This is a genomic window from Pedobacter yulinensis (genome assembly GCF_003029735.1).
Classification (GTDB): Bacteria; Bacteroidota; Bacteroidia; order Sphingobacteriales; family Sphingobacteriaceae; genus Pedobacter; species Pedobacter yulinensis.
The window spans coordinates 1-21,263 of sequence record NZ_KZ686273.1; the positions used below are offsets into that span (position 1 = coordinate 1).

A 21,263-nucleotide genomic window follows, 5' to 3' on the forward strand; every position below is an offset into this window, starting at 1 on the left:
GAACAGAGAAGTTAAGCCCGCCAGAGCCGATGGTACTGCGGTAACACGTGGGAGAGTAGGTCGGTGCCAAATCTTAAACTGGCCTTAGCTTTTACTAGCTAAGGCCTTTTTGTTTTTGTCCCTGTTTCGCCCTGGGTAAACAATTCCGCTTAGCGGATGTTAAAAAATGTCAAATCTTCGGTCCCTCTTAACCGAAATCCGTAATATTGCAGATTACTTATCTTGTTATCAGTTACATCTATGAGATTTAGAAGAATTATTATAACCGCCTGTTTAGCGCTCGGCAGCACCGTCGGCTTTGCACAAAGCAAAGACGTGAAATTGCCCGCAAACTGGTTTAATCTTGACCTGGCAGAGAATGGCTATTTCGGCATCAGTACAGAAAAGGCATACCGCGAGCTGCTGAAAAATAAGAAGCCGAAAGAAAAGATCATTGTAGCGGTGATCGACGGAGGTACAGATATCGGTCATGAAGACCTGAAGAATGTTCTTTGGACAAATAAAAAAGAAATAGCTGGCAATGGCAAAGACGACGATGGCAATGGCTACATCGACGATGTGCACGGCTGGAATTTTATCGGTTCAAAAAATGGCAATCTGGCCTATGATAACCTTGAACTGGTTCGCCTGATGCGTGTGTATGCGCCAAAGTACCAGAGCACGATCAACTCTACACCCTTAGACAGTACCCAACGCGAGGAATTTGCGCTGTTTAAAAGAATGACTGCCGATTATGGCAAAAGATATCAGGACGCTTACCAGACATTCGCTGTTATTCAAGCCATCAACAAAGTGATCGATTCGGTTTCAGCAACGACTAAAAAGCCGGTTCCAACCCTCCAGGACATTGAAAGCTATAAAGCAAATGACGAAATAGAAGAGCAGGTTAAGACCATTATCCGCCGCGGCTCAAAAGAGGATGGCAGCTTTGAAAAGTTCTATAAGAACATGAAAAAGGCGTACAAGGATTATGACGTCATGCTCAACTATAACCTGAACCCTAAGTACGATGAGCGAGCCAAACTGGTTGGCGATGACTACAACAACGCAAGTGAGCGTTACTATGGAAATAATGATGTGAAAGGCCCCAATGCCGACCACGGATCGCACGTGGCAGGCATCATTGGCGCCGAACGGAACAACAACAGGGGAATCAACGGTGTGGCCAGCCACATCAGCATCATGTCGATTCGCGTGGTACCAGAGGGCGATGAACGCGATAAAGATGTTGCCAACGGCATTCGCTACGCGGTAGATAACGGCGCCAGGGTTATTAACATGAGTTTTGGTAAAGCCTACAAGTGGAACAAGCAGGTGGTCGACTCTGCCGTCAAGTATGCCGAACAGAAGGGCGTACTGCTGGTCCATGCGGCAGGCAATGAGAACCAGAATAACGACATCGAATCAAATTTCCCAAATAAGTTTTTTGAGAGCCCCGAAGCCATCGCTTATGAAAAGGCGCATAAAAAACCTGCATTACCTGCCCGTTTGCCGGTTGCACCTTCACCGAACGGCGTGCAGCCCCGCCCAACTCCGCTCAGCTCGCTGAAACCGATGGTTGATTCTGCAAAGTTCAGTCTGCCGCATGCCTCAAACTGGATCGAAGTCGGCGCGAGCGCTTATGCAGACAATGAAGACCTGAAGGCCTCGTTCTCCAATTATGGAAAACACACTGTCGATGTCTTCGCGCCCGGCTTCATGATCAACTCTACGGTGCCTGATTCAAAGTATGAGGAGTTTGACGGAACAAGTATGGCTTCGCCGGTAGTTGCCGGGCTTTCTGCACTGATCCTTTCCTATTACCCGAAATTAACGCCTAAACAGGTTCGTGAAATCTTGATGAAGTCGGTAGTGAAGGTGAACCATAAAGTGAAGTATAAAAATGAGCGGGATGAAACCGTTCGTGTTCCTTTTTCAGATATCTGCGTAAGCGGCGGCGTTGTTAATGCTTACCAGGCGCTGAAACTTGCCGAAACCTATAAATAAACCGGTGCCATGTGCACGGTCAGGTCAGCCATGTTTAACCATGGCTGGCTTTTTTATTGAATGCTGTGAATAAAATCGCGGGTCGTGGTGAAGCGCAGTCCCTTACCGAGCATGTGCCTGATAAACTGGTCCATCCTGGCTGCCATTTTACCACCGGTGTTTCGTCTGACATAAGCAGGAAAGCCAAAACGCGGGGCATCGTCCAGGTCAGTAAACTCCCAGGGGTGGAAATAGATGTTCAGGTAACCATCATGTTTAACTGTAGCAAGTGCCATTTTCTGATAGAGCCATAGCGGCAGGTTGTGAAACGACAGCCAGAAAAGCGGGAAGCGGAACAAAGGCGTCACAGACGCCGGCAATTGCAAGACCCCTTCTTTTATAAAAAATGTTCGCGGCATGTTCAGGTTATTGTAGCGTCCGGGTAAAAACGTCGGGTTAATGGAAGAATTGTAGGTGTAACCTGCTTTTGACAGTTCCTTCTCGTCGACAGGCATCATACGTGCCATGCGGTAGCCGGCAACCGGCTGTCCTGAAAGTCGCTCCAGCTCCAGTTTGGATTCACGCAGGTGTTCCGGCTTAAAATCTGAATGGTAAAATCCGTGTGAAGCGAGTTCATGTCCGGCGGCGGCAATGCGCTCCAGGAGATCAGGAATTTCTCTGGCAAAGATCACCGTGCAATAGAAGGTAGCTTTAACGGCGTGTTTCTCCAGAATATCCAGAATGGCCATTGTACCTTGCCGCGATATGGCTATCTGGTCGGCAAAACTGATGTTGCGCCCATATTCAAACGGCATGTCGAACTCTTCAATGTCGAAACTAAGCAGGATCATGAGATATGGTCGGGTAATACGGCTGAACGGACAATGTAATTCGGGCGGTTTTTGCTTTGCATAAACATCTTTCCAACATAGATACCGATAATGCCGAGAATGATCAGTTGCAAACCACCGAAAAAAACGATGGTCATAATAACAGAAGCCCAGCCGGAAACTTCGACACCAGTATAAAAGGCATAAATTACATAAGGTACGTACAGAACAGACGCAAGTGAAAATACGAAACCGAGGTAAACGGCCGTATACAGGGGCTTGATGCTGAACGAGGTGACGCCATGCAGGGCCAGGCGCATCATTTTTTTCAGGGTGTATTTACTTTTGCCCGAAAAACGTTTAGCCGGCGTGTAGTGTAGCGCGTATTGCCTGAAGCCCAGCCATTTCACAAGTCCGCGCAGAAAGGGTTCACTTTCATGAAAATTCCTGAACACATTAACTACTTTTTTGTCCAGTAACCGGAAATCAGCTGCACCCGGCTCGAGTTCTATGTCTGAAAGGGCATTGAGCAACGTATAAAAAAGGCTGGAAGAACCCCGCTTGCGTTTGGAAAGATCTTTATCATCTTCCCGGACAGTGTAAACGACTTCAAAGCCATCTTCCCATTTCTGCAAAAGTTCGGGTATGGCTTCAGGTGGGTGCTGCAGGTCGCAGTCCATGCTGATCACACAGTCGCCACAGGCATGGTCCAGACCTGCTTTCACGGCAAGCTGATGGCCGAAATTTCTGGAGAACTCCAGGTAATACACATGGATGTTCGTTTCGCGCAGGCGGTTAATCACGTCGACCGAACGGTCGCTGCTGCCATCGTCCACCAGGATCAGCTCGTACCTGTAGTTCAGGCCGCTGAATACCTCGTCAATGCGGTTTGCGATAACCGGAATATTATCAGCTTCGTTATAGGAGGGAATGACGATAGAAACCAGTTTTTTCACGCGGTGAAATCTAATACAACATTATAGCGGCCCGAATGCAGGCTCAGGTTTTTTACAAAAGTAACGCCGACACCCAGCTCTGACGCTGCCTCGCGAAAAAAATCCTGGTTAATCTCCAAGAGTCCCAGTTTTTTGATTTTCCGGTAATCTGAGAACAATGCATACAGGATAAACTTTGCAAACTTTGTTGCATAGCCCTTGCGTAAGGCATGGCCTGAGATGCTGACAATGTCAGAAAAAGCTGAATGCCCTTCAGGCATAATGTCGGCAAGGATACAGGTGAATTTTTGCCGGGAGGAAGCTTCTTTAAGTGCTGACAGGAGCGCCCTGACGCGGGGCAGCGACGGATAATATTGCAGCACGCTCAACATAAGCACGCGGGTTATGCGTTCCCTGACAATGATATCGGCGTAAGCCTGGAAATCATAGGCCGGTGTCACGCTGAAATCCAGCCGGGCCGAAACACCAAGGCGCTTCCGGCAGCCGTCTATGTAAGGCGCAGATATGTCTGTACCATGAATAAAATCGTAGCGCTCTTTGAGCATATCGACCAGGAACCCCGGACCGCAGCCCAGGTCCAGCAGCCGTTGTCCTTTCCCGGGAAAAGTCGTTTCAAATTGTTCAGCAAAATAGGCCGTAGCCTGCCACATGATCTCATCGAAGCCCGAAGGATTCGTTGTCCAGAATTGTTCCCATTGCCCGGGCACCTTTTGTCTGCTCGCCTTGCTCATAATGATTGGTTTTTCAGGCCTGGCGCCCGACAGGCGAAGTTATGAAATTGCCGAACAATACGCGGGCCGCAATGTCAAACCAGATCAGAATACATGGCAATGCTTTCAGCGCATAAGGTTTGACGTAGTCTTCCCGCACAAACCTGGGGAAGAGATCTGAAGGCGAAAAGCTGGTCAGCACAATAGCAAATACCAGCAGACCTATCGTATACCGCGACTGCGGAACGGTTACAAACCAAAGTGCTACGCCTGCAAAAGCAATAATATACGTGGGCGATTCGACATTGGTATTGAATAAAACCAGGCAAAGCAGCACATAACAGAGAATCAGGAGCCGGAACCGCGAGGCATCGTGCTGCCTGTGCCGCATCAGCGCGAGGCCTAGCAGAACAGCTGCCCCGAGGCAGCCGTAAAGCACCGGGATGTGCAAGCCGGTGCTGCGCCGCAGAAACCCCGAGAAAGAGATGTCAGCCATATCGCTTACCTGGTTCAGGGAGTTTTTATAGAGCAGCGACGCGTACCAATCCCGGTATCCCGCCTGTACAAACGCCCAGTTGGAAATAACCGCCGGCAGTATAATAAAGACCACGAACACCGCGGCAAAGGTTCCTATAAAACGCCATTTGTGCCGGATAAAGAAAAAGAAAGCAAGACCCACAATGCCATACAATTTCGTGAAAAGGCCAATCATCATGGCTACGGTTGCGGGAAATAACCTGTGTCTTTCCAGATAACAGAAAGTCAGGAGAATCAGCCCGGTAATGCCCACGTTGAACTGCACCGAAAGCAAAGCGGTTAGCAACTCGTGCGAGCAGATCCAGAGCATCAGTTTTCGCTTGTTCTCTGTAACCGGCAGCTGCCAGATGGCATAAAAGAGCACTGCAGTGTTGCATACATTCCACAGGATGACTCCTGCCCAGTCGGGCATCATGGCAAAGGGGGCAATGATGACGGCGAAGAAAGGTCCGTAGTGGTTGCTGTCCATGTATTCGGCCGGATATTCAGGATACAGCGGCTGCAGCCGAAGACTGTGCCAAAAAGTGTATTTGAAGATCAGGTAATTGTTGATAGCATGGTTCAGGTACTGCTTCAGCGCCGATACAACAGCAAGCAGCAGATACAGCACCACCAGCGTTGGCCTGCTCATGAGGAAACGCAAGATCTTTCCGCCGAGCGTATTCAGAAAAATTCGAGCCATAATTTTGCAGCAAGATATGTATTTTAATTGTGACAAAAAAGGTCTTTCGGCGTTTCATACAGCTTGGTTGTAAGACATGCGGCTCCGGCCTTCGGCTTCGCTGATAAATTGTTTTAGCTAATCGTGAAACTTGCTATCTTGGACCTAGATAACACAAGCACATAATGAGAACCTTAAAACTTTTTATCGGTATGCTGCTTCTGGGGCAGGTTGCCCTTGCACAACCCAAAGTGTACAAACAGCGCGTTGAACTGATCAGGAAAAATATTCAGACCGTATTTTATGAACCGGCATCCGGACTGTACTTCGAGAAGGACCTTCCTACAGCTCGGGAACGCAGGTATTCCTTTCTGTGGCCGCTCTGCGCACTCATGGATGGTGCAAACGAGGTCGACGCGTTGAAGACGGGCAAACCTTATCTTCCGGGAGTCATGAAGGCAATTGAACGCTACGATGCTAAAGACGAAGCCATTCCGGGCTACCGCTCTTACCTTGCCGATGCCGGCCGCGACAGCCGTTTTTACGATGACAACCAATGGCTGGGAATTACTGCAGCCGAAAATTACCTTCGCACAAAAGATGCCCGGTATCTTGAACTCAGCAAAAAGATATATCGTTTCATGATGAGCGGTTATGACGAACTGGCCGGCGGCGGCCTTTACTGGCAGGAAGATAAGAAAGACACAAAAAATACCTGCAGTAACGGGCCAGGCGTGCTGGTGGCGCTTAAACTCTTCCAGATGACTGGCGAGAAAAAATACCTGGACACCGCGGTTTCTCTATACAACTGGACCAAGAAGCATTTGCAGGACACAGACGGGCTCTATTTTGATAACATCAAAATTCCATCGCTTGCGCTCGACAAAAAGAAATATACTTACAACACGGGCACCATGCTCAATTCGGCAGTGATCCTCTATACGATTACCAAAGAAAAGGCCTATCTGGAAGAGGCCAGGCGCATAGCTGCTGCCGGAAAAGCATTCTTTTATCAGGATGGCAAGCTGCCGGGACATTACTGGTTCAATGTGGTCATGCTGCGTGGTTATCTGGATCTTTACAAAATCGATAAGAATCCCGCGTACATCGACTTTTTTAAAGCAGAAGGCGAACGGATCTGGCAGGAAGAACGCGATGCATCAGGGCTGATTGGCCGGCATAAAGTGAAAGCGCTGATTGATCAGGCAGCCATGCTCGAGTTTTATGCAAGGCTTGCCCGGCTCTAAAGCCGAAGAATCGTATCGAATAAGATCAGGCGGGGCGGAGTGCCTGGAACTTCATGCAACCGCTTACTAAAGAATGACGACTGCCCCGAATTCAGACTGAACCCCACAAGTTGGAAAACAACTTATGGGGTTCATTATTTGAGGTCGTGTCTCTTGTTTAAACTCCGAAAAGGCCGCCAGACCGATGTCTGGTTTTTCTGCCCGTCAGCATCCCAAATAATCCGCGTACGATTTCCTTTCCGATCTGCCTGGTAATCGGTGCACCCAATACCTGCTCCATGAGGCTTTTCTCAGCTGACCGCCGGTTTTGTCCGTTCGGTGGTTGTTTAGAATTGCCGGTCGGTTCAGTATGTTCTTTTCCGTTGCCAGCGCTGTTTAACCGTTCAATCAGCATTTCATAGGCGCTTCTGGAGTCGACCGCCTGGCGGTACCGGGCGCCGGTTCCACTTGCCGAGACCAGTGCGAGCGTTTCGGCCTGCGTGAGCGGAGCCATCTCTGCACGGGGGGGCATGAGCATGGTGGCGGCAACCTCTGTCGGTATACCCTTGTCGTTCAGTACCGTAATAAGCGCCTGGCCGGTCCCCAGCCCGGTCAGCAATTCATCGATCTTATAAAACGCCGACCTCGGATACGTTTTTACCGTTTTTTTAAGGGCATCGAGGCCATTCGGCGTAAAGGCGCGCAGAGCATGCTGGATTCGGTTGCCAAGCTGTGACAAGACCTGTTGCGGAACATCGGCGGGTGCCTGCGTGCAAAAGAAGATACCCACTCCTTTCGAGCGAATCAGGCGGATCACGGTTTCGATCTGTTCCATGAATGCATCAGAGGCGTCTTTGAAGAGCAGGTGCGCTTCATCAAAAAAGAACACGAGCTTCGGTTTGTCAAGGTCGCCCGCTTCGGGCAGCGTGTTGTAGATTTCAACAATCAGGCTTAGCAGAAAGGTAGAATAGAGCATGGGCTGATGTTGTACATCGGCAATATTGAGCAGGCTGATTACGCCCTTGCCATCTACCCGCTGCAGCAGGTCGGCAATATCGAAAGAGGTTTCGCCAAACAATTCACTCAAGCCCTGTTGTTCAATTGCGGCAATCTTTCGCAGTATGGTTCCCGATGTGGAGGCAGAAATACGGCCATAACTTTCTTTGATCTCTGCGGCCCCAGGCCCATCGGCCAGGTAAGAAACGAGCTTTCTCAGGTCTTTAAGGTCCACAACGGGCAGGCCGTTGTCGTCTGCGTATTTGAAAATAACTGACAGCACGCCGGTCTGCGTATCATTCAGGTCGAGCAGTTTACCAAGCAGAAGCGGCCCGAACTCGGTAACGGTTGCGCGCATGGGTGCACCCAGATTGCCGGAAAGCGAATAGAGCTCGACCGGAAAGCCGGCTGGTACGAAGTCTTTTTGCAAGAGTGCAGCCCTTTCCAGAATGCGTGGATTGGTCGTTCCAGGTTTATGCAAGCCGGAAAGATCTCCCTTTACATCAAGCATGAAAACCGGAACGCCTGCATCTGAAAGCTGCTCAGCGAGTAACTGCAGGGTGCGCGTTTTCCCGGTTCCGGTGGCCCCGGCAACCAGGCCGTGCCTGTTTATCATGCGCAGGGGGATGTTGACGGCAGCCGCTGCATGAACCTGGCCGTCCAGGATGCCGGCGCCCAGGCAGATGGATGGGGTGGAAAAGGTATACGAATCATTGATCTTTTCTATAAAATCAGTTGTCAGGTTTGTCATAGGTGGCATTGAAAGTACAATGTAAGAAAACCCTGTATAATTTAGAAAGGACGACGCGGGCTTAAATGACAACAGGCCGGTATTTCCGGCCTGTTGTCATTATGGTACTTATTTTTTGTTCTTGACATAGGTTTCAAGCCACCTATCCTGTTCCCAAAGGGTATGCAAGATATTTTCCCTGCCGCGGTAGCCATGGGCCTCATAAGGCAGAAAAACAAAACGGGTGGTACCTCCTGCACCTTTAATGGCATTAAAGAGCCGTTCGCTGTTAATCGGGAACGTGCCCGGGTTATCATCAGAGTCGCCGTGAATCAGCAGAAGAGGTGTTTTGATCTTATCTGCGTAGCTGAAAGGACTCATCTCGTAATATAGCGCAGGTGCCTGCCAGTAGGTACGCTCTTCATTCTGGAAACCAAAAGGCGTTAATGTACGGTTATACGCGCCGCTGCGTGCAATGCCTGCGGCAAACATATTGGTATGCGCCAGAAGGTTCGCCGTCATAAAGGCGCCGTAGCTATGACCGCCCACAGCCATCCGCTTCGGATCGCCTACGCCCAGCTCACTCAGCTTATTTATAGCCGCGGTAGCATTCAGTTTGAGCTGCTCAACAAAAGTATCGTTGGGGCGCTTGCCGTCTTTCGCCACGATCGGCATTTCGGCGTTGTCCAGCACGGCATAACCACGGGTTACCCAGTAAATCGGCGAGCCCCAGCTAATGGTCGTAAACCGGTGCTGGGAGCCGCGAACCTGGGCAGCATCTGCCGCTGAGTTGAATTCACGCGGATAAGCCCAGATCAATGTTGGCAACGGACCGTCTTTTGATCTGTCATATCCTTTTGGCAGATAGAGATCGCCGGTCAGGTCTACGCCATCGGCCCGTTTGTATGCAATTTTCTGGCGTGTAATTCCTTCAAGCGATGGGTAGGGGTTTTTGAAATCTGTTACCGGCCTGTCAGCAATGCGCAGCACCAGGTTTTTAAGATAATAATTAGGTACGAGCTGCTGGCTTTCGCGTCTGGTCAAAAGAACAAGTTTGTCAGGATCGATTACATCTGCTACATACTCATATGTGCCTTCGGCAGAACGCCAGATGATCTCGTTTTTCTTCGAAGACAGGTCGAACTTGGCCAGGAACGGCAAATCCCCTTTAGACGAAGACCCGGTCTGGTTGTTCATCAGCAATTTGCTGCCATTGTCGACAAGTTTGATGACTTCTCTGCCAAACTTGTTTTTAACCGTTACCGGGCTGCCGGGGTCATTGTATGCATCTGTCTGGTTGCGGCTAAAAAGCGTTTCGAGTTTACCGCTAGCCGGGTCAAGTCGGCTCACGGTAATTGTTTGTTTGCTTCTTAAGCCCTCGGTAACCAGAGCCAGGTTTTCATTTCCCCAGAGCACAGACCGAAAGCGGCTGGCTGTTTTAAAGAGCGTTTGCGGTTCGCCGGTAAACGGCGCAGCGAGTGCAAACACGGCATCGTGAAACGGTACCTGCTTTTTGATCAGGCCACTGTCAAGGGGCTGTGCCCAGGTTACTGTTGCAGCCGCATCGTCGCGCCAGTCAAATGCCCGCGGAACGTTCTGCGTATTGTCATAGCCCGAAGGCGTGCCTTCGCTCGAAGGCAGAACGGCCAGTTCCTTTACCACTTTTCCGTTCAGGTCTGTGATGCTGATCGCCGAAGGAAAGCCGTAAGCCGACACCAGGTAAGAAAATGGCTTCCGAATGCTGCGCATGAGCAGATACTTTTTGTCGGGCGAGAGCGAAACACTCAGGTGTATTGCCGGCTGGCCGACCGGTTTTTCAACCGCGCCATCGTTTCGTACCAGCTGTGAGGTTGCAAAAAATGCAAAGAGCTGCTCGTCGAAAGGCGAGCGGATCAGATCCTGGTACGTGGGGCTGGGAGCCGCCTTGCCCAGGTTTTGCTGAACGGCTGGTCCGGTTGGCATCAGCGGCCGGGCCGGTGCGGCTGATGCCGGTTTGGTAATGACCCGGTAAAGCAATTCCTTATCGTTGATCCAGGTGATCCCGCTGCCAAGAACTACGTTCAGGTATTGTTTGTTGATCTTCGTGGCCTTTTTACTGGCTACATCGATCACATAGAGGTCAACGCCTTTCTGCGTAGTATGTGTAAAAGCAATGCGGCTGCCCGAAGGGCTCCAGGCCGGCGCTCCGGCAAATAAGGGCTTGGGCAGGCCCGATACCGCGAATGACAGTCCGGAACGTACATTTTTAAGGCTGTAACCGCTTATGAACGACTGCCTGCTGGGTGAATAATTCGCAGGATTCAAGCGCATACCGGCAATGCGGTACTCTGGCTGAGCCAGTTCTTCGACCGAGGGATATGATGGGCGCTCGGAAAAAAGCATCCATTCGCCGCTGCTGTTCAGGCTAACGCCTGGTGTGGGCGCTGCAAGAACGAGGTCGGCAATTTCTTTTGGCGGGCGCTGGTAGCCCTGATTATCCTGCGCCGTGACCGTTGGTGCAGCAAGCACAGCCGCAAGTGTGAGCTGAAGTAGTTTTTTTAACATAGAAGTTAGTTTGACTAGCGTAAAGATCGTTAAAAGCCTGGTCGAATTGCACATGTAATCTGAACTTTACACGGACTGCCGGTCATAAAAAAAGCCCTGCAGGGAACTGCAGGGCTGGCTTATTATTGGAATGTTCTGAAGTCCTGTCCATCGCTGATGTTCAGCAGGCTTTCATAGATCAGTCGGATAACATTATCCACATCTTCTTTATGGATCATTTCAACGGTGGTGTGCATATACCTGAGCGGCAGGGAAATCAGCGCAGAAGGCACGCCGCCGTTTGAATACGCAAATGAGTCGGTATCTGTTCCGGTCGAACGCGAAGAGGCCTGACGCTGGAATGGAATGCCATGCTGCTCTGCAGTGCGAATCAGCAGCTTATTCAGGTTGGTCTGTACAGCCGGGGCATAAGATACCACCGGGCCGCGGCCGCAGGCCAGATCGCCCTGCGTAATTTTGTTGATCATCGGCGTAGTGGTATCGTGTGTCACATCGGTCACAATAGCTACATTCGGTTTAATGCGGTGGGCAATCATTTCGGCACCGCGCAGACCGATTTCTTCCTGGACTGAGTTGACGATATACAGGCCGAAGGGGAGGGTCTGGTTATTCTCTTTCAACAAGCGGGCTACCTCTGCGATCATAAACCCACCGGCACGGTTGTCAAGTGCACGGCCTACATAATAGCGGTCGTTCAGCACCATAAATTCATCTTCATAGGTTACAACGCAGCCTACATGAATACCCAGTTTCTCCACTTCCTCTTTTGACGTGCAGCCGCAATCCAGGAAAATGTTCTTCAACTGCGGGGCTTCTTCCTTTTCACCGTGGCGGGTATGAATGGCAGGCCATCCGAAAACCGCTTTTACGATCCCCTGGTCGGTGTGGATATTAACCCGTTTGGAGGGTGCGATCTGGTGGTCGGAACCGCCGTTGCGGATCACATAGATCAAGCCATCGCTGGTGATGTAATTGACAAACCAGGAGATCTCATCGGCATGTGCTTCAATGACGACCTTGTAATTTGCCTGCGGATTGATCACGCCGACAGCCGTGCCGTAATTGTCTGTAAAGTATTCATCTACGTACGGTTCGAGGTAGTCGAGCCACATGCGCTGGCCTGCCCATTCAAAGCCGGTCGGCGAAGGGTTATTGATGTACTTTTCAAAGAACGCCAGCGAAGTGGGCGTTACCACTCCCGTGTGTTTGTTTTTTTCTTCTTTTTTCTTTGCCATAATTCTTTTAAAATATGAAGCCTGCCATTCAGGTCAGAAAAACCGTTCCATTTTGATGTAACTGATGCCAGCCTTTTCATAAGCTTCGCCAGCAGAACTGAAACCGAAGCGCTTATAAAAAGGCCGGGCCGATACCCGGGCATTGCACCACAGTCTCCGTGCTCCGAGCCGGCCGCAGTAGCCGATCACATGCTGCAGCAAACGGCTGCCGTGGCCCTTCCCCTGTTCGGCAGTGCTGGTGGCAAACTTACGAAATTGAAAATCATCACCATGTTGAAAAACGGAAACGACCGAAAGCAGCTGGGCCCCATCAAACAGTCCGAAATGTTTGCCCAGGTGGTCGGTTTCCAGCCTGACGTCGTCTTGTTGCGCTTCGGGGTACATCACCCGCTGCCGCAGTGGCCAGGTGACAGAGGCGGGAATCTCTTTGATTTCTGACATATTGCAATCAATTTAGCTGGTGGTCCTGACTATTTTGGCCTTCAGCGCAGCTAAATTACAAAACGGGTTGTTTCTTCCCGTAAAATTGATAGATCAGGATATTGATCACTGTAATCGCCCCTATGCCGGTGTTAAACAAAGCCCAGCCGCCCTGGTCCCAGAGCCAGAGGCCAAGTGCAGAGCCAATACTGGCACCAACGAAACTGACCGACATAAAAACGGTATTGAGCCGGTTGCGCGCTTCGGGCGCAATGGTGTAAATGCGTGTCTGGTTTGTTACGTGGATGGCCTGCTGGGCAATATCGATCAGGATGATGCCGGTAACGAAGAGATAAATGTTGGTGCCTGTGAAATAAAAAATAGCTATGCTAAGCAGCTGAAGCAGGAAACCGATCATCAGGTTGCGCCGCGGATTTCTTCCTCCGCTCAGCTTACCTACCAGCGGTGCTGCCAGGGCTCCGGCCGCACCGGCAATGCCAAACAGGCCGATTTCCAATGCCTGAAAACTATAGGGCGGGTTAGCCAGGAAAAGCACCATGACCGTCCAGAAACCGCTGATGATGGCAAACGCCAGGAAATTAATCAGTGAGGCTTCGCGCAGCATGGCCTCGGTACGGATGTAGCTGAACATGGAGCGCATCAGCGAACCGTATGAGCCCCGAAAAGAAGGCTGACTTTTTGGAAACCGCGCCGCCATGAGCACGATAAGCGAAACGCAGATGGCTGCCGCAAGGTAATAAACGGCGCGCCAGCCCAGCCAGAAGCCTATGCTTCCGCTTACGGCCCTTGAGGCAAGGATGCCGACAAGCAGTCCGCTCATCACCACACCGATGTTCTGCCCCCTGCTGCGGTCATCGCTCAGGTTGGCAGCCATGGGCAGGATAAGCTGCGGTACGATGGAACACGCGCCGATCAGGAAACTAACGGCCTGCAGCAGCAGGAAGTTTCTAGCAAGCGCCGCCAGCAGCAATGAAAAACTAGCCAGGCCGGTAATAACAAGGATTTGCCGTTTGCGCTCGAACATGTCGCCCAGCGGAACCAGCAAAAACAGGCCAAGGGCATAACCAGCCTGCGTCAGGTAGGTGATTCTGCCGGCAATGTGTTCAGGAATGTTAAACTCCTTCGCAATGAGGATGACAAGCGGCTGGCAGTAATAGATGTTAGCAACAATGAGGCCTGTGCAAAAGGCCATCAGCAGGATGGTTGATTTAGGTAAGGTCATGTATCGGTATAGCCGGCTTACAATGGAATGTTGCCATGTTTTTTTCTGGGCAGGTTCACTACTTTGTTTTCAAGCATTTTAAAGGCCCGGATCAGTTTGCTCCTGGTCTGCTCGGGTTCGATTACCTCGTCAACAAAACCGCGTTCAGCTGCCCGGTAGGGGTTTGCAAAGGTGTCTGAGTATAACTTCTCCTTTTCCAGCCATTTTTCGCGGGGATCTTCGGCGGCAGTAATTTCGCGCCTGAAAATGATCTCGGCTGCACCCTTGGCGCCCATCACCGCGATTTCCGCGCCGGGCCAGGCATAATTCAGATCGGCGCCGATGTGTTTGGAGTTCATCACGTCATAAGCACCGCCGTAAGCTTTCCTGGTAATGACCGTAATGCGGGGAACGGTCGCTTCGCTAAATGCATAAAGTAATTTCGCGCCGTTGCTGATGATGCCGTTCCATTCCTGGTCTGTACCCGGAAGGAAACCCGGAACATCTTCGAACACCAGCAGCGGAATATTGAAACAATCGCAGAAACGGACAAACCTGGCCGCCTTGACCGAGGCTTGGTTGTCGAGAACGCCAGCCAGATAAGCAGGTTGATTGGCTATGACGCCAATGCTGCGACCGCCCAAACGGGCAAACCCCACAACGATGTTTTCGGCGTAGTCTTTATGCACCTCCGTAAATGTCGCGGAATCGGCCACTTCGGCGATCACATCACGCATGTCGTAAGGCTGGGATGCGTTTTCCGGAATAATGGCATTGAGTCCGGGTCGCAATTCATCGGCAAGGTCATAGGGCAGAGGCACGGGTTTTTCTTCGCAGTTCTGTGGCATATAAGCCAGCAGATTTTTAACCTGGTTAATGGCCTCGATTTCGTTCGCGCAGGCAAAATGGGTTACCCCAGATTTTGTGGCATGCGTCGCTGCACCGCCCAGCTCTTCTGCAGAGACCTCCTCATGTGTAACGGTCTTAACCACATTAGGGCCGGTAACGAACATATAAGAGGTGTGTTCGACCATCAAGATAAAATCCGTTATGGCTGGCGAGTAGACAGCACCGCCTGCGCAGGGCCCCATTATAACCGATAATTGCGGTACAACGCCGGATGCCTGTACATTGCGGTAAAAGATATCCGCGTAACCGCCCAGCGAAACCACACCTTCCTGGATCCTTGCTCCGCCGCTGTCGTTCAGACCGATCAGCGGTGCGCCGTTTTTCATGGCCATGTCCATGATCTTGCAGATTTTTTCTGCATGGGTTTCAGAAAGCGAACCTCCGAACACTGTGAAATCCTGTGAAAAGACATACGTAAGCCGGCCGTTAATGGTGCCATAGCCGGTCACAACCCCATCGCCGGGGTATTTTTCATGCTGCATGCCGAAGTCGGTGCTGCGGTGGGTTACAAACATGCCGATCTCCTCGAACGAGCCTTCATCTAAAAGAAAATGAATGCGCTCACGGGCGGTCAGTTTTCCTTTTTTATGCTGCGCCGCTATGCGTGTTTCGCCTCCGCCTTGAAGTGCAGCTTCCTGCTTTTTCTTCAGGATATCGAGTTTGTTTTCCATTTTATGTCTGTTTATTACCACCGGTACTGCAGCCGTGCCGTAAATACGTCGTCCCTGATATCTGATGTATAATTTTCGAGTCCCGTGTCTTCGTTCACCACATGTTCGTTATAAAGTGTAAACTTGATCCGTTCCCCGATCAGGTACGTGAGCCCATAACCCAGAGTGCTGTATTTGATGTCGCCGGCAGTCGTAAAATTGCCGGCCTGCCCGATCTCCTCGCCTGCCAGCTCGATATTTGGATCGTACACATCATAAGCAAGGAGGGCCGACAATTTCGTTTTGGCGATCCGGTGGCTGAGCCAGAAATAATACCCATCAAACTTACGCAGGAACAGGTCTGTTTTGGGCTGAGCAGTAAAGCTCTGACTTGCGGCAGGCCCCGTTACATCTTCCGAATTGGCGATGCCCGGCTGGTAGCCGATAATATACTCCGTTTTAAAGATCGTTTCTCCGAGCAGAGACCGGTAACTGAGCTGCAGATCGGCGCCGGCATAGTCGCGCTTCAGGTAGGTACCTTCCACATCGGGAGCTGTATTTGCCATATACCCATCTCCGTGGCGGGAAAAATAGGTGCTGGTGCCGCTGCGTACGTATCCCTTATAGCCCGAAAAACCAAAGCCCAGGTCGAATTTTTTACCCGCCAGGCTGTCAAACCCGAACGAGAGGCTGCCGATAATGTCTTTTCTCTTATCGTAGTCGCGTGCGGTAAGGCCGCTGCCATTCACAACGCCCAGGTTGGCAGTCAGGAACTTAAGTGCGGTCTGTGGTCTATAAGTAACCATCGCACCCAGATCGCGCTCGCGCGGCATGAGCGTCTGAAAAACGCGGGCCCGTTCAGGAAAATCCCTGTATCCGGACGAATAGGCTATAGAATGCCCGAACGGACGGTTAAAAAGCCCTGCTGTGAGCATCCACCTTCGGGTGTTTGGTTCATGGATCTGGATAAAACCATCCATCAGCAGAAAGCCGTTCTGCGTGGCATCGATTTGAAAAACTATATTGGTGTATTTGTCTGCCCGGTCTACCTTGAGCCGCCCCCGGCGAATGAGAAACCTGTTGTCGCTGTTTTCTCCAAAATCGCCTGCAGAAAACGAACTGATTCCCGGAGCCGAGGCTTTCTGAAACTGCGTCTGGAAATAACCCGAAATGTGGATCTCATGCGGATCATAACTGGACGGGGCATTGTTATTTTGAGCAAGCGAACAAAGGGGAAGTATCAGAACGGGAATGGCAACAAATTTCTTCATGTAGATTTAATCGTCAATGCCTGCGAAAATACGATTTTTGCATCTGGGGTAAGCAAATTACATTTTTATTACAGCAAAAAGGTTGATAATCTGAATTTCCTGTTATTTTTGTAATTCTACACCTGTAAGAATATGCTATGTTTCTAAGGAAATATAAAGTTCTGATTGCACTCACTTTCATTTTTGTATTTCTAGCAAAAATGGGGATTTCGGGTGCGCCGGTATTTTTTAAGTGTGCAGACAAGAAACTTATGAACGCTGTGATCATGCAGCTGGAGCTGGAACATGGCAATGAAAAAGACTCCTCGAAGGAGGGCGTCAGTTACCTGGACTATAAGCTCATCGATTTTTTATCGCCGAGCATGCACCATGCCATGCTCAGGCCCATCTTGCTGAACAACAGTTTTATTGATCATAACCGCAGGTATGTAGATCCATACCATCCCACCGTTCCCACGCCTCCGCCCAACGTTGTCTAAGACACCGGTGCAAAACTTACGAGGAGTTTTTGTGCCCCTTTTTATGTCTTTTCCACATTTTCAACGTGAATTTTTATGCAAAATGATCATGCAGCCAAATCTGGCTCATCTATTAAAAAATATTTTCTTCCCAAAAACCTGAAGAAAGACATACCTTCCAGTATCGTCGTTTTTCTGGTTGCTCTTCCGCTGTGCCTTGGCATCGCACTGGCATCCGGTGCCCCCCTGTTTGCGGGTCTGGTATCGGGTATTGTTGGTGGCATCGTAATTGGCGCGGCCAGCGGTTCGCAACTCAGTGTGAGCGGACCCGCTGCTGGTCTGACGGTAATCGTGCTCGGCGCGATTACGCAGCTCAACAACTACCCCATGTTTATGATGGCCGTTATGCTGGCGGGCGTTCTTCAGATCGTCCTTGGATTAATCAAGGCCGGCACCATCGGAAATTATTTTCCATCCAGCGTAATTGAGGGCATGCTGGCCGCCATTGGTCTTATCCTCATTTTGAAGCAGCTGCCGCATGCATTGGGCGTTGACTCTGATTTTTTCGGCGACGAAGGTTTTTTTCAACGTGATCATGAAAACACGTTTTCAGCCATACAGTCTGCACTCGGTCATTTCAGCCTCGCAGCTGTCGTGATCAGTTCGGTGTCTATAGCCATTCTGCTGCTCTGGCCCAAAATTAAAGGCGTTGCCCTGATACCCGCTCCGCTGATTGTGGTATTGGTGGGCATTGCGCTTAATTTCGTGTTCCAGAACTCAGGAAGTGCTTTGCGGTCCGAACAGCTGGTAGCCATTCCCGTTATTAACGGATGGGGCGAGTTTACAAGCCTGTTCCAGCTGCCTGATTTTGCCTCGGTTACGAATCCGAAGGTGCTCATCATTGCAGCGACCATTGCTGTGGTGGCCAGTCTTGAAAGCCTGCTCAGTTTGGAGGCCATTGACAAGATCGACCCAATCAAACGGGTTTCGCCTACGAATCGTGAACTGGTTGCACAAGGTTTGGGTAACATGACAAGTGGTTTTCTGGGTGGTTTACCATTGACCTCGGTAATCGTGCGCAGTTCTGCCAATACGAATGCAGGGGCGCGGACAAAGATGTCGACAATTATGCACGGCTGTCTGCTCCTGTTGTCATTCCTGTTCATTCCAACCATCATTAACCTGATTCCGCTGGCCTGTCTTGCAGCGATCCTGCTTGTTACGGGTTACAAACTGACCCGGATTGCCTTGTTCAAACACATGTACCAGAAGGGCTGGGACCAGTTTATTCCTTTTGTAGCCACTGTAACGGCGGTGCTGTTTACCGACCTGCTCAAAGGTGTGGGAATTGGCATGGCCGTTTCAATCTTTTACCTGCTCAGAACAAACATGCGCAATCCTTTTTTCTACAAGATCCAGGAAGAAGGCGACAAGAAGAACCTGCGGATCAAACTCGCTGAGGAGGTTTCGTTCCTGAATAAGGCTTCGATCCAGGTTATGCTGAACAACATTCCAGGCGAAACGACTGTTATTATCGATGGTAAAAACTCAAGATACATTGATCCCGATGTTCTGGAGACAATTTATAATTTTAAGCACAACGCTTATACCAAGGGAATCATCGTTATTCTGGAGAATATCAAGAAACATTACACCGTCCCTAAAATTAACAACAACATCAAAGAAGAACTAGAAAACAAATAATATGTGTGCTAAGCAACAGAATACCGAAGACATCACTTACGAAAGTCTATTGGAGGGTAACAAAGAATGGGTTGCCGAAACGTTAAACGAAGATCCGGCGTTTTTTGACAACCTCTCGAAAGGCCAGAAGCCCCCGGTTCTCTGGATTGGCTGTTCAGACAGCCGGGTACCGGCTAACCAGATCACCCACACCCGTCCGGGCGATATCTTTGTTCACAGGAACATTGCTAACGTGGTTGTGGGTACAGACCTGAACATGTTGAGCGTTCTTGACTATTCAGTCAATGTGTTAAAGGTACGTCACGTTATTGTATGTGGTCACTACGGTTGTGGTGGTGTGAACGCAGCGCTTGGTAACGCGCAGGTTGGCATCATTGACAACTGGCTGCGAAACATTAAAGACGTGTACCGCCTGCACGAAGATGAACTCAACCAGCTTCCTGACAGCGATTCGCGTTTTGACCGGCTCGTCGAACTGAATGCAGTCGAGGGAGTTTATAACCTGAGCAAGACCAATATTGTTCAGAATGCATGGCGCAACGGCCAGGAGCTGTCGCTGCACGGATGGGTATACAGCTTGAAAACCGGTCTGATCAAAGACCTGCAGGTAAGCTGCAAAAACAACGAGCAACTTGCGCCGATATTCCGTTTTGGGTAATTAAGGCCGATTAATACGCTGAAACCCCGAAGGCATCATGCTTTCGGGGTTTCTTTTTTACCGGCCCTGAAGTGCGTTTTCCAGTTTCAGAACAAATAATCCGGAGGGAATATCGCCCGGCCCCAGGCGGGACAGGTCAATGATGCTGTCATTGCCGGCACGTTTGATGCGAAATGAAAGCTTGCTGCCCAGTAGATGTGCCACTGCGCCGGCCGCCGGCCTGAAATTCCGGATGCGCAGCTTACGGTCAAAAGTCGGATAAATGCAATACAGATCAGTGCCTTTGCGGGTAAAGAAGTTTTCAATGTGCGCCGTTCCCGCCTTGGGTGTTGTGAGCCCGGCAATGCTGTAGCCAGCCATATAACTGCTGCCTTTTTGTTCCGGCCGTGTGCCTTCGCTCCATTGGTAAGGTGTATCGTAGGCTTCGGTGCCATAGATAGCTTCGCCATTAACAGCCAGCCAGTCTCCAATATCCCGGAGGCGTTGTTGCTGGATGACCGGGATACGACCGTCGGCGGTTGGCCCGATATCGAGCAGGAGGTTTCCGCCCCTCGAAACAATATCACACAAAAGGAGAATCAGGTCACGGCTTGTTTTGTAATCTTCCAGGCGCTCGTTGCGGTTATAGCCATATGAATGGCCGATACCCTGGCTTTCTTCCCAGACGATGCTGGCATCTTTCCCGCTGCCATACTCTGAGGTCGTATAGGTAGAAGCGGTATTTTTCTCCCGTGTGTTGCTGCCCCAGCGGTCGTTTACAACTACCTCTGCGGCCACCGGCGATTCATTGTACAGCCAGGCAAGCAGTTCGGGGCTTCGCCATTCTGAATCTTTCAGGTCCCACTCACCGTCGGAGAAGATCAGCGAGGGTTTGTAGGTCGATACCAGGTCCTTGAACTGCGGAAACAAATGTTCGGCAACGAAGCGTTTTCGGTCTTTAAGCCACAGCGGATTGTACCATTCGTACAGCGAATAATAATAACCCATTTTCAAGCCACTGCCTTTGACCGCTTTTGTAAGGTCGCCGAGCAAATCCCGCCCGGGCGTTCCGGTCACGGCATTCCAGGGTCTTTGCCAGCTGCGATCAGCCTCTTTGCTGGGCCAGAGGGCATAACCCTCATGGTGTTTTGATGTGAGCACGACATAGCGTGCGCCCGATTTTTTGAAAACATCTGCCCATTGTTGCGGATCGAATAATTCGGCTTTGAAACTTTTCTCAAAGCCGGAATACGGAAAGTCTGCACCGTAATTTTTGTCATGGAAAGCCTTGAAAGCCTGTTTTTTCTCTTTGATCCGGTACCAGTACCATTCTGAATAACTGTCTCCGCTGTTTGAAATGACGGGAGCAAAGGCTGGAACTGCATACACGCCCCAGTGTATAAAAATGCCGAACTTATCACGGTGGAACCATTCAGGAATTTTACGTGTGTTCAACGAGTTCCAGTTCGGTTCGAATGTCTGGGCGGCGACAGAGGAGGCCGCCAAGGCCAGGCAAATGGCCAGAATTCTTCTTCTCATGTGCTAGGATGTTTAGCCTGCCGGCGGATGCTTGTTCCTGGCAGGAGTATAAAACTACAGCCC

General features: G+C 50.4%; 17 protein-coding genes and 1 rRNA gene. 6 read left to right on the plus strand and 12 right to left on the minus strand.

Annotation, left to right across the window (positions count from 1 at the left end):
- Together rrf and C7T94_RS18450 are read left to right on the plus strand one after the other, a co-directional pair.
- Positions 1 to 72, plus strand: a 5S ribosomal RNA gene (rrf, locus tag C7T94_RS19780); the annotation flags it as partial.
- 168 nt (positions 73 to 240) lie between these two features.
- Positions 241 to 1,986 (plus strand): S8 family peptidase, encoded by a 1,746-nt coding sequence (locus C7T94_RS18450; RefSeq protein WP_107217456.1) that lies wholly within the window; start codon positions 241 to 243, stop codon positions 1,984 to 1,986.
- 53 nt (positions 1,987 to 2,039) lie between these two features.
- Here C7T94_RS18450 and C7T94_RS18455 read toward each other — a convergent pair whose 3' ends face one another.
- From C7T94_RS18455 to C7T94_RS18470, 4 genes are read right to left on the minus strand one after another with little or no spacing between them, the layout of a single operon-like run.
- The gene (locus tag C7T94_RS18455) at positions 2,040 to 2,816 is read right to left on the minus strand and encodes a polysaccharide deacetylase family protein (RefSeq protein WP_107217459.1); all 777 of its coding nucleotides are present in this window, start codon (positions 2,814 to 2,816) and stop codon (positions 2,040 to 2,042) included.
- Positions 2,813 to 3,751: a glycosyltransferase family 2 protein gene (locus tag C7T94_RS18460; protein WP_107217461.1), complete on the minus strand. Its 939-nt coding sequence runs from the start codon at positions 3,749 to 3,751 to the stop codon at positions 2,813 to 2,815. Before C7T94_RS18460 ends, C7T94_RS18455 begins: the two co-directional genes overlap by 4 nt.
- The gene (locus C7T94_RS18465) at positions 3,748 to 4,482 is read right to left on the minus strand and encodes a class I SAM-dependent methyltransferase (protein WP_107217463.1); all 735 of its coding nucleotides are present in this window, start codon (positions 4,480 to 4,482) and stop codon (positions 3,748 to 3,750) included. Before C7T94_RS18465 ends, C7T94_RS18460 begins: the two co-directional genes overlap by 4 nt.
- Before the next feature lie 13 nt (positions 4,483 to 4,495).
- Positions 4,496 to 5,680 (minus strand): glycosyltransferase family 87 protein, encoded by a 1,185-nt coding sequence (locus C7T94_RS18470; RefSeq protein ID WP_107217465.1) that lies wholly within the window; start codon positions 5,678 to 5,680, stop codon positions 4,496 to 4,498.
- Between the two features lie 164 nt (positions 5,681 to 5,844).
- On the opposite strand from C7T94_RS18470, the gene C7T94_RS18475 reads away from it, so the two are divergent.
- On the plus strand, positions 5,845 to 6,906 hold the full coding sequence (locus tag C7T94_RS18475) for a glycoside hydrolase family 76 protein (protein WP_239495066.1): 1,062 nt from the start codon (positions 5,845 to 5,847) through the stop codon (positions 6,904 to 6,906).
- 157 nt (positions 6,907 to 7,063) lie between these two features.
- Here the strand turns inward: C7T94_RS18475 and C7T94_RS18480 are convergent, their stop codons facing one another.
- From C7T94_RS18480 to C7T94_RS18510, 7 genes are all read right to left on the minus strand, one after another.
- Positions 7,064 to 8,632, minus strand: coding sequence for a helicase HerA-like domain-containing protein (locus C7T94_RS18480; RefSeq protein ID WP_107217467.1), 1,569 nt, complete (start codon positions 8,630 to 8,632; stop codon positions 7,064 to 7,066).
- A 108-nt stretch (positions 8,633 to 8,740) separates the two neighbouring features.
- Positions 8,741 to 11,155 carry an alpha/beta hydrolase family protein gene (locus C7T94_RS18485; RefSeq protein WP_107217469.1) on the minus strand — a complete coding sequence of 805 codons (2,415 nt, stop codon included), beginning with the start codon at positions 11,153 to 11,155 and terminating at the stop codon, positions 8,741 to 8,743.
- 122 nt (positions 11,156 to 11,277) lie between these two features.
- Positions 11,278 to 12,390, minus strand: coding sequence for a M42 family metallopeptidase (locus C7T94_RS18490; protein ID WP_107217471.1), 1,113 nt, complete (start codon positions 12,388 to 12,390; stop codon positions 11,278 to 11,280).
- Between the two features lie 33 nt (positions 12,391 to 12,423).
- Entirely contained in the window at positions 12,424 to 12,831 is a 408-nt protein-coding gene (locus C7T94_RS18495; RefSeq protein ID WP_204353324.1) for a GNAT family N-acetyltransferase, read from the minus strand.
- 55 nt (positions 12,832 to 12,886) lie between these two features.
- Entirely contained in the window at positions 12,887 to 14,053 is a 1,167-nt protein-coding gene (locus C7T94_RS18500) for an MFS transporter (protein WP_239495067.1), read from the minus strand.
- A 17-nt stretch (positions 14,054 to 14,070) separates the two neighbouring features.
- A complete protein-coding gene (locus C7T94_RS18505) occupies positions 14,071 to 15,612 on the minus strand; it encodes an acyl-CoA carboxylase subunit beta (RefSeq protein WP_107217473.1) in 1,542 nt (513 codons plus the stop codon).
- Between the two features lie 14 nt (positions 15,613 to 15,626).
- The gene (locus C7T94_RS18510) at positions 15,627 to 16,862 is read right to left on the minus strand and encodes a porin (RefSeq protein WP_107217474.1); all 1,236 of its coding nucleotides are present in this window, start codon (positions 16,860 to 16,862) and stop codon (positions 15,627 to 15,629) included.
- A 251-nt stretch (positions 16,863 to 17,113) separates the two neighbouring features.
- On the opposite strand from C7T94_RS18510, the gene C7T94_RS18515 reads away from it, so the two are divergent.
- From C7T94_RS18515 to can, 3 genes are all read left to right on the plus strand, one after another.
- On the plus strand, positions 17,114 to 17,341 hold the full coding sequence (locus C7T94_RS18515; RefSeq protein ID WP_239495068.1) for a hypothetical protein: 228 nt from the start codon (positions 17,114 to 17,116) through the stop codon (positions 17,339 to 17,341).
- Positions 17,342 to 17,416: 75 nt separating this feature from the next.
- Positions 17,417 to 19,024, plus strand: a complete 1,608-nt coding sequence (locus C7T94_RS18520; RefSeq protein ID WP_107217478.1) for a SulP family inorganic anion transporter — start codon at positions 17,417 to 17,419, stop codon at positions 19,022 to 19,024.
- Between the two features lies 1 nt (position 19,025).
- Positions 19,026 to 19,682 (plus strand): carbonate dehydratase, encoded by a 657-nt coding sequence (can, locus tag C7T94_RS18525; protein ID WP_107217480.1) that lies wholly within the window; start codon positions 19,026 to 19,028, stop codon positions 19,680 to 19,682.
- A 57-nt stretch (positions 19,683 to 19,739) separates the two neighbouring features.
- Here the strand turns inward: can and C7T94_RS18530 are convergent, their stop codons facing one another.
- Positions 19,740 to 21,200 carry an alpha-L-fucosidase gene (locus tag C7T94_RS18530; protein WP_107217482.1) on the minus strand — a complete coding sequence of 487 codons (1,461 nt, stop codon included), beginning with the start codon at positions 21,198 to 21,200 and terminating at the stop codon, positions 19,740 to 19,742.
- Between the last annotated feature and the right edge of the window lie 63 nt (positions 21,201 to 21,263).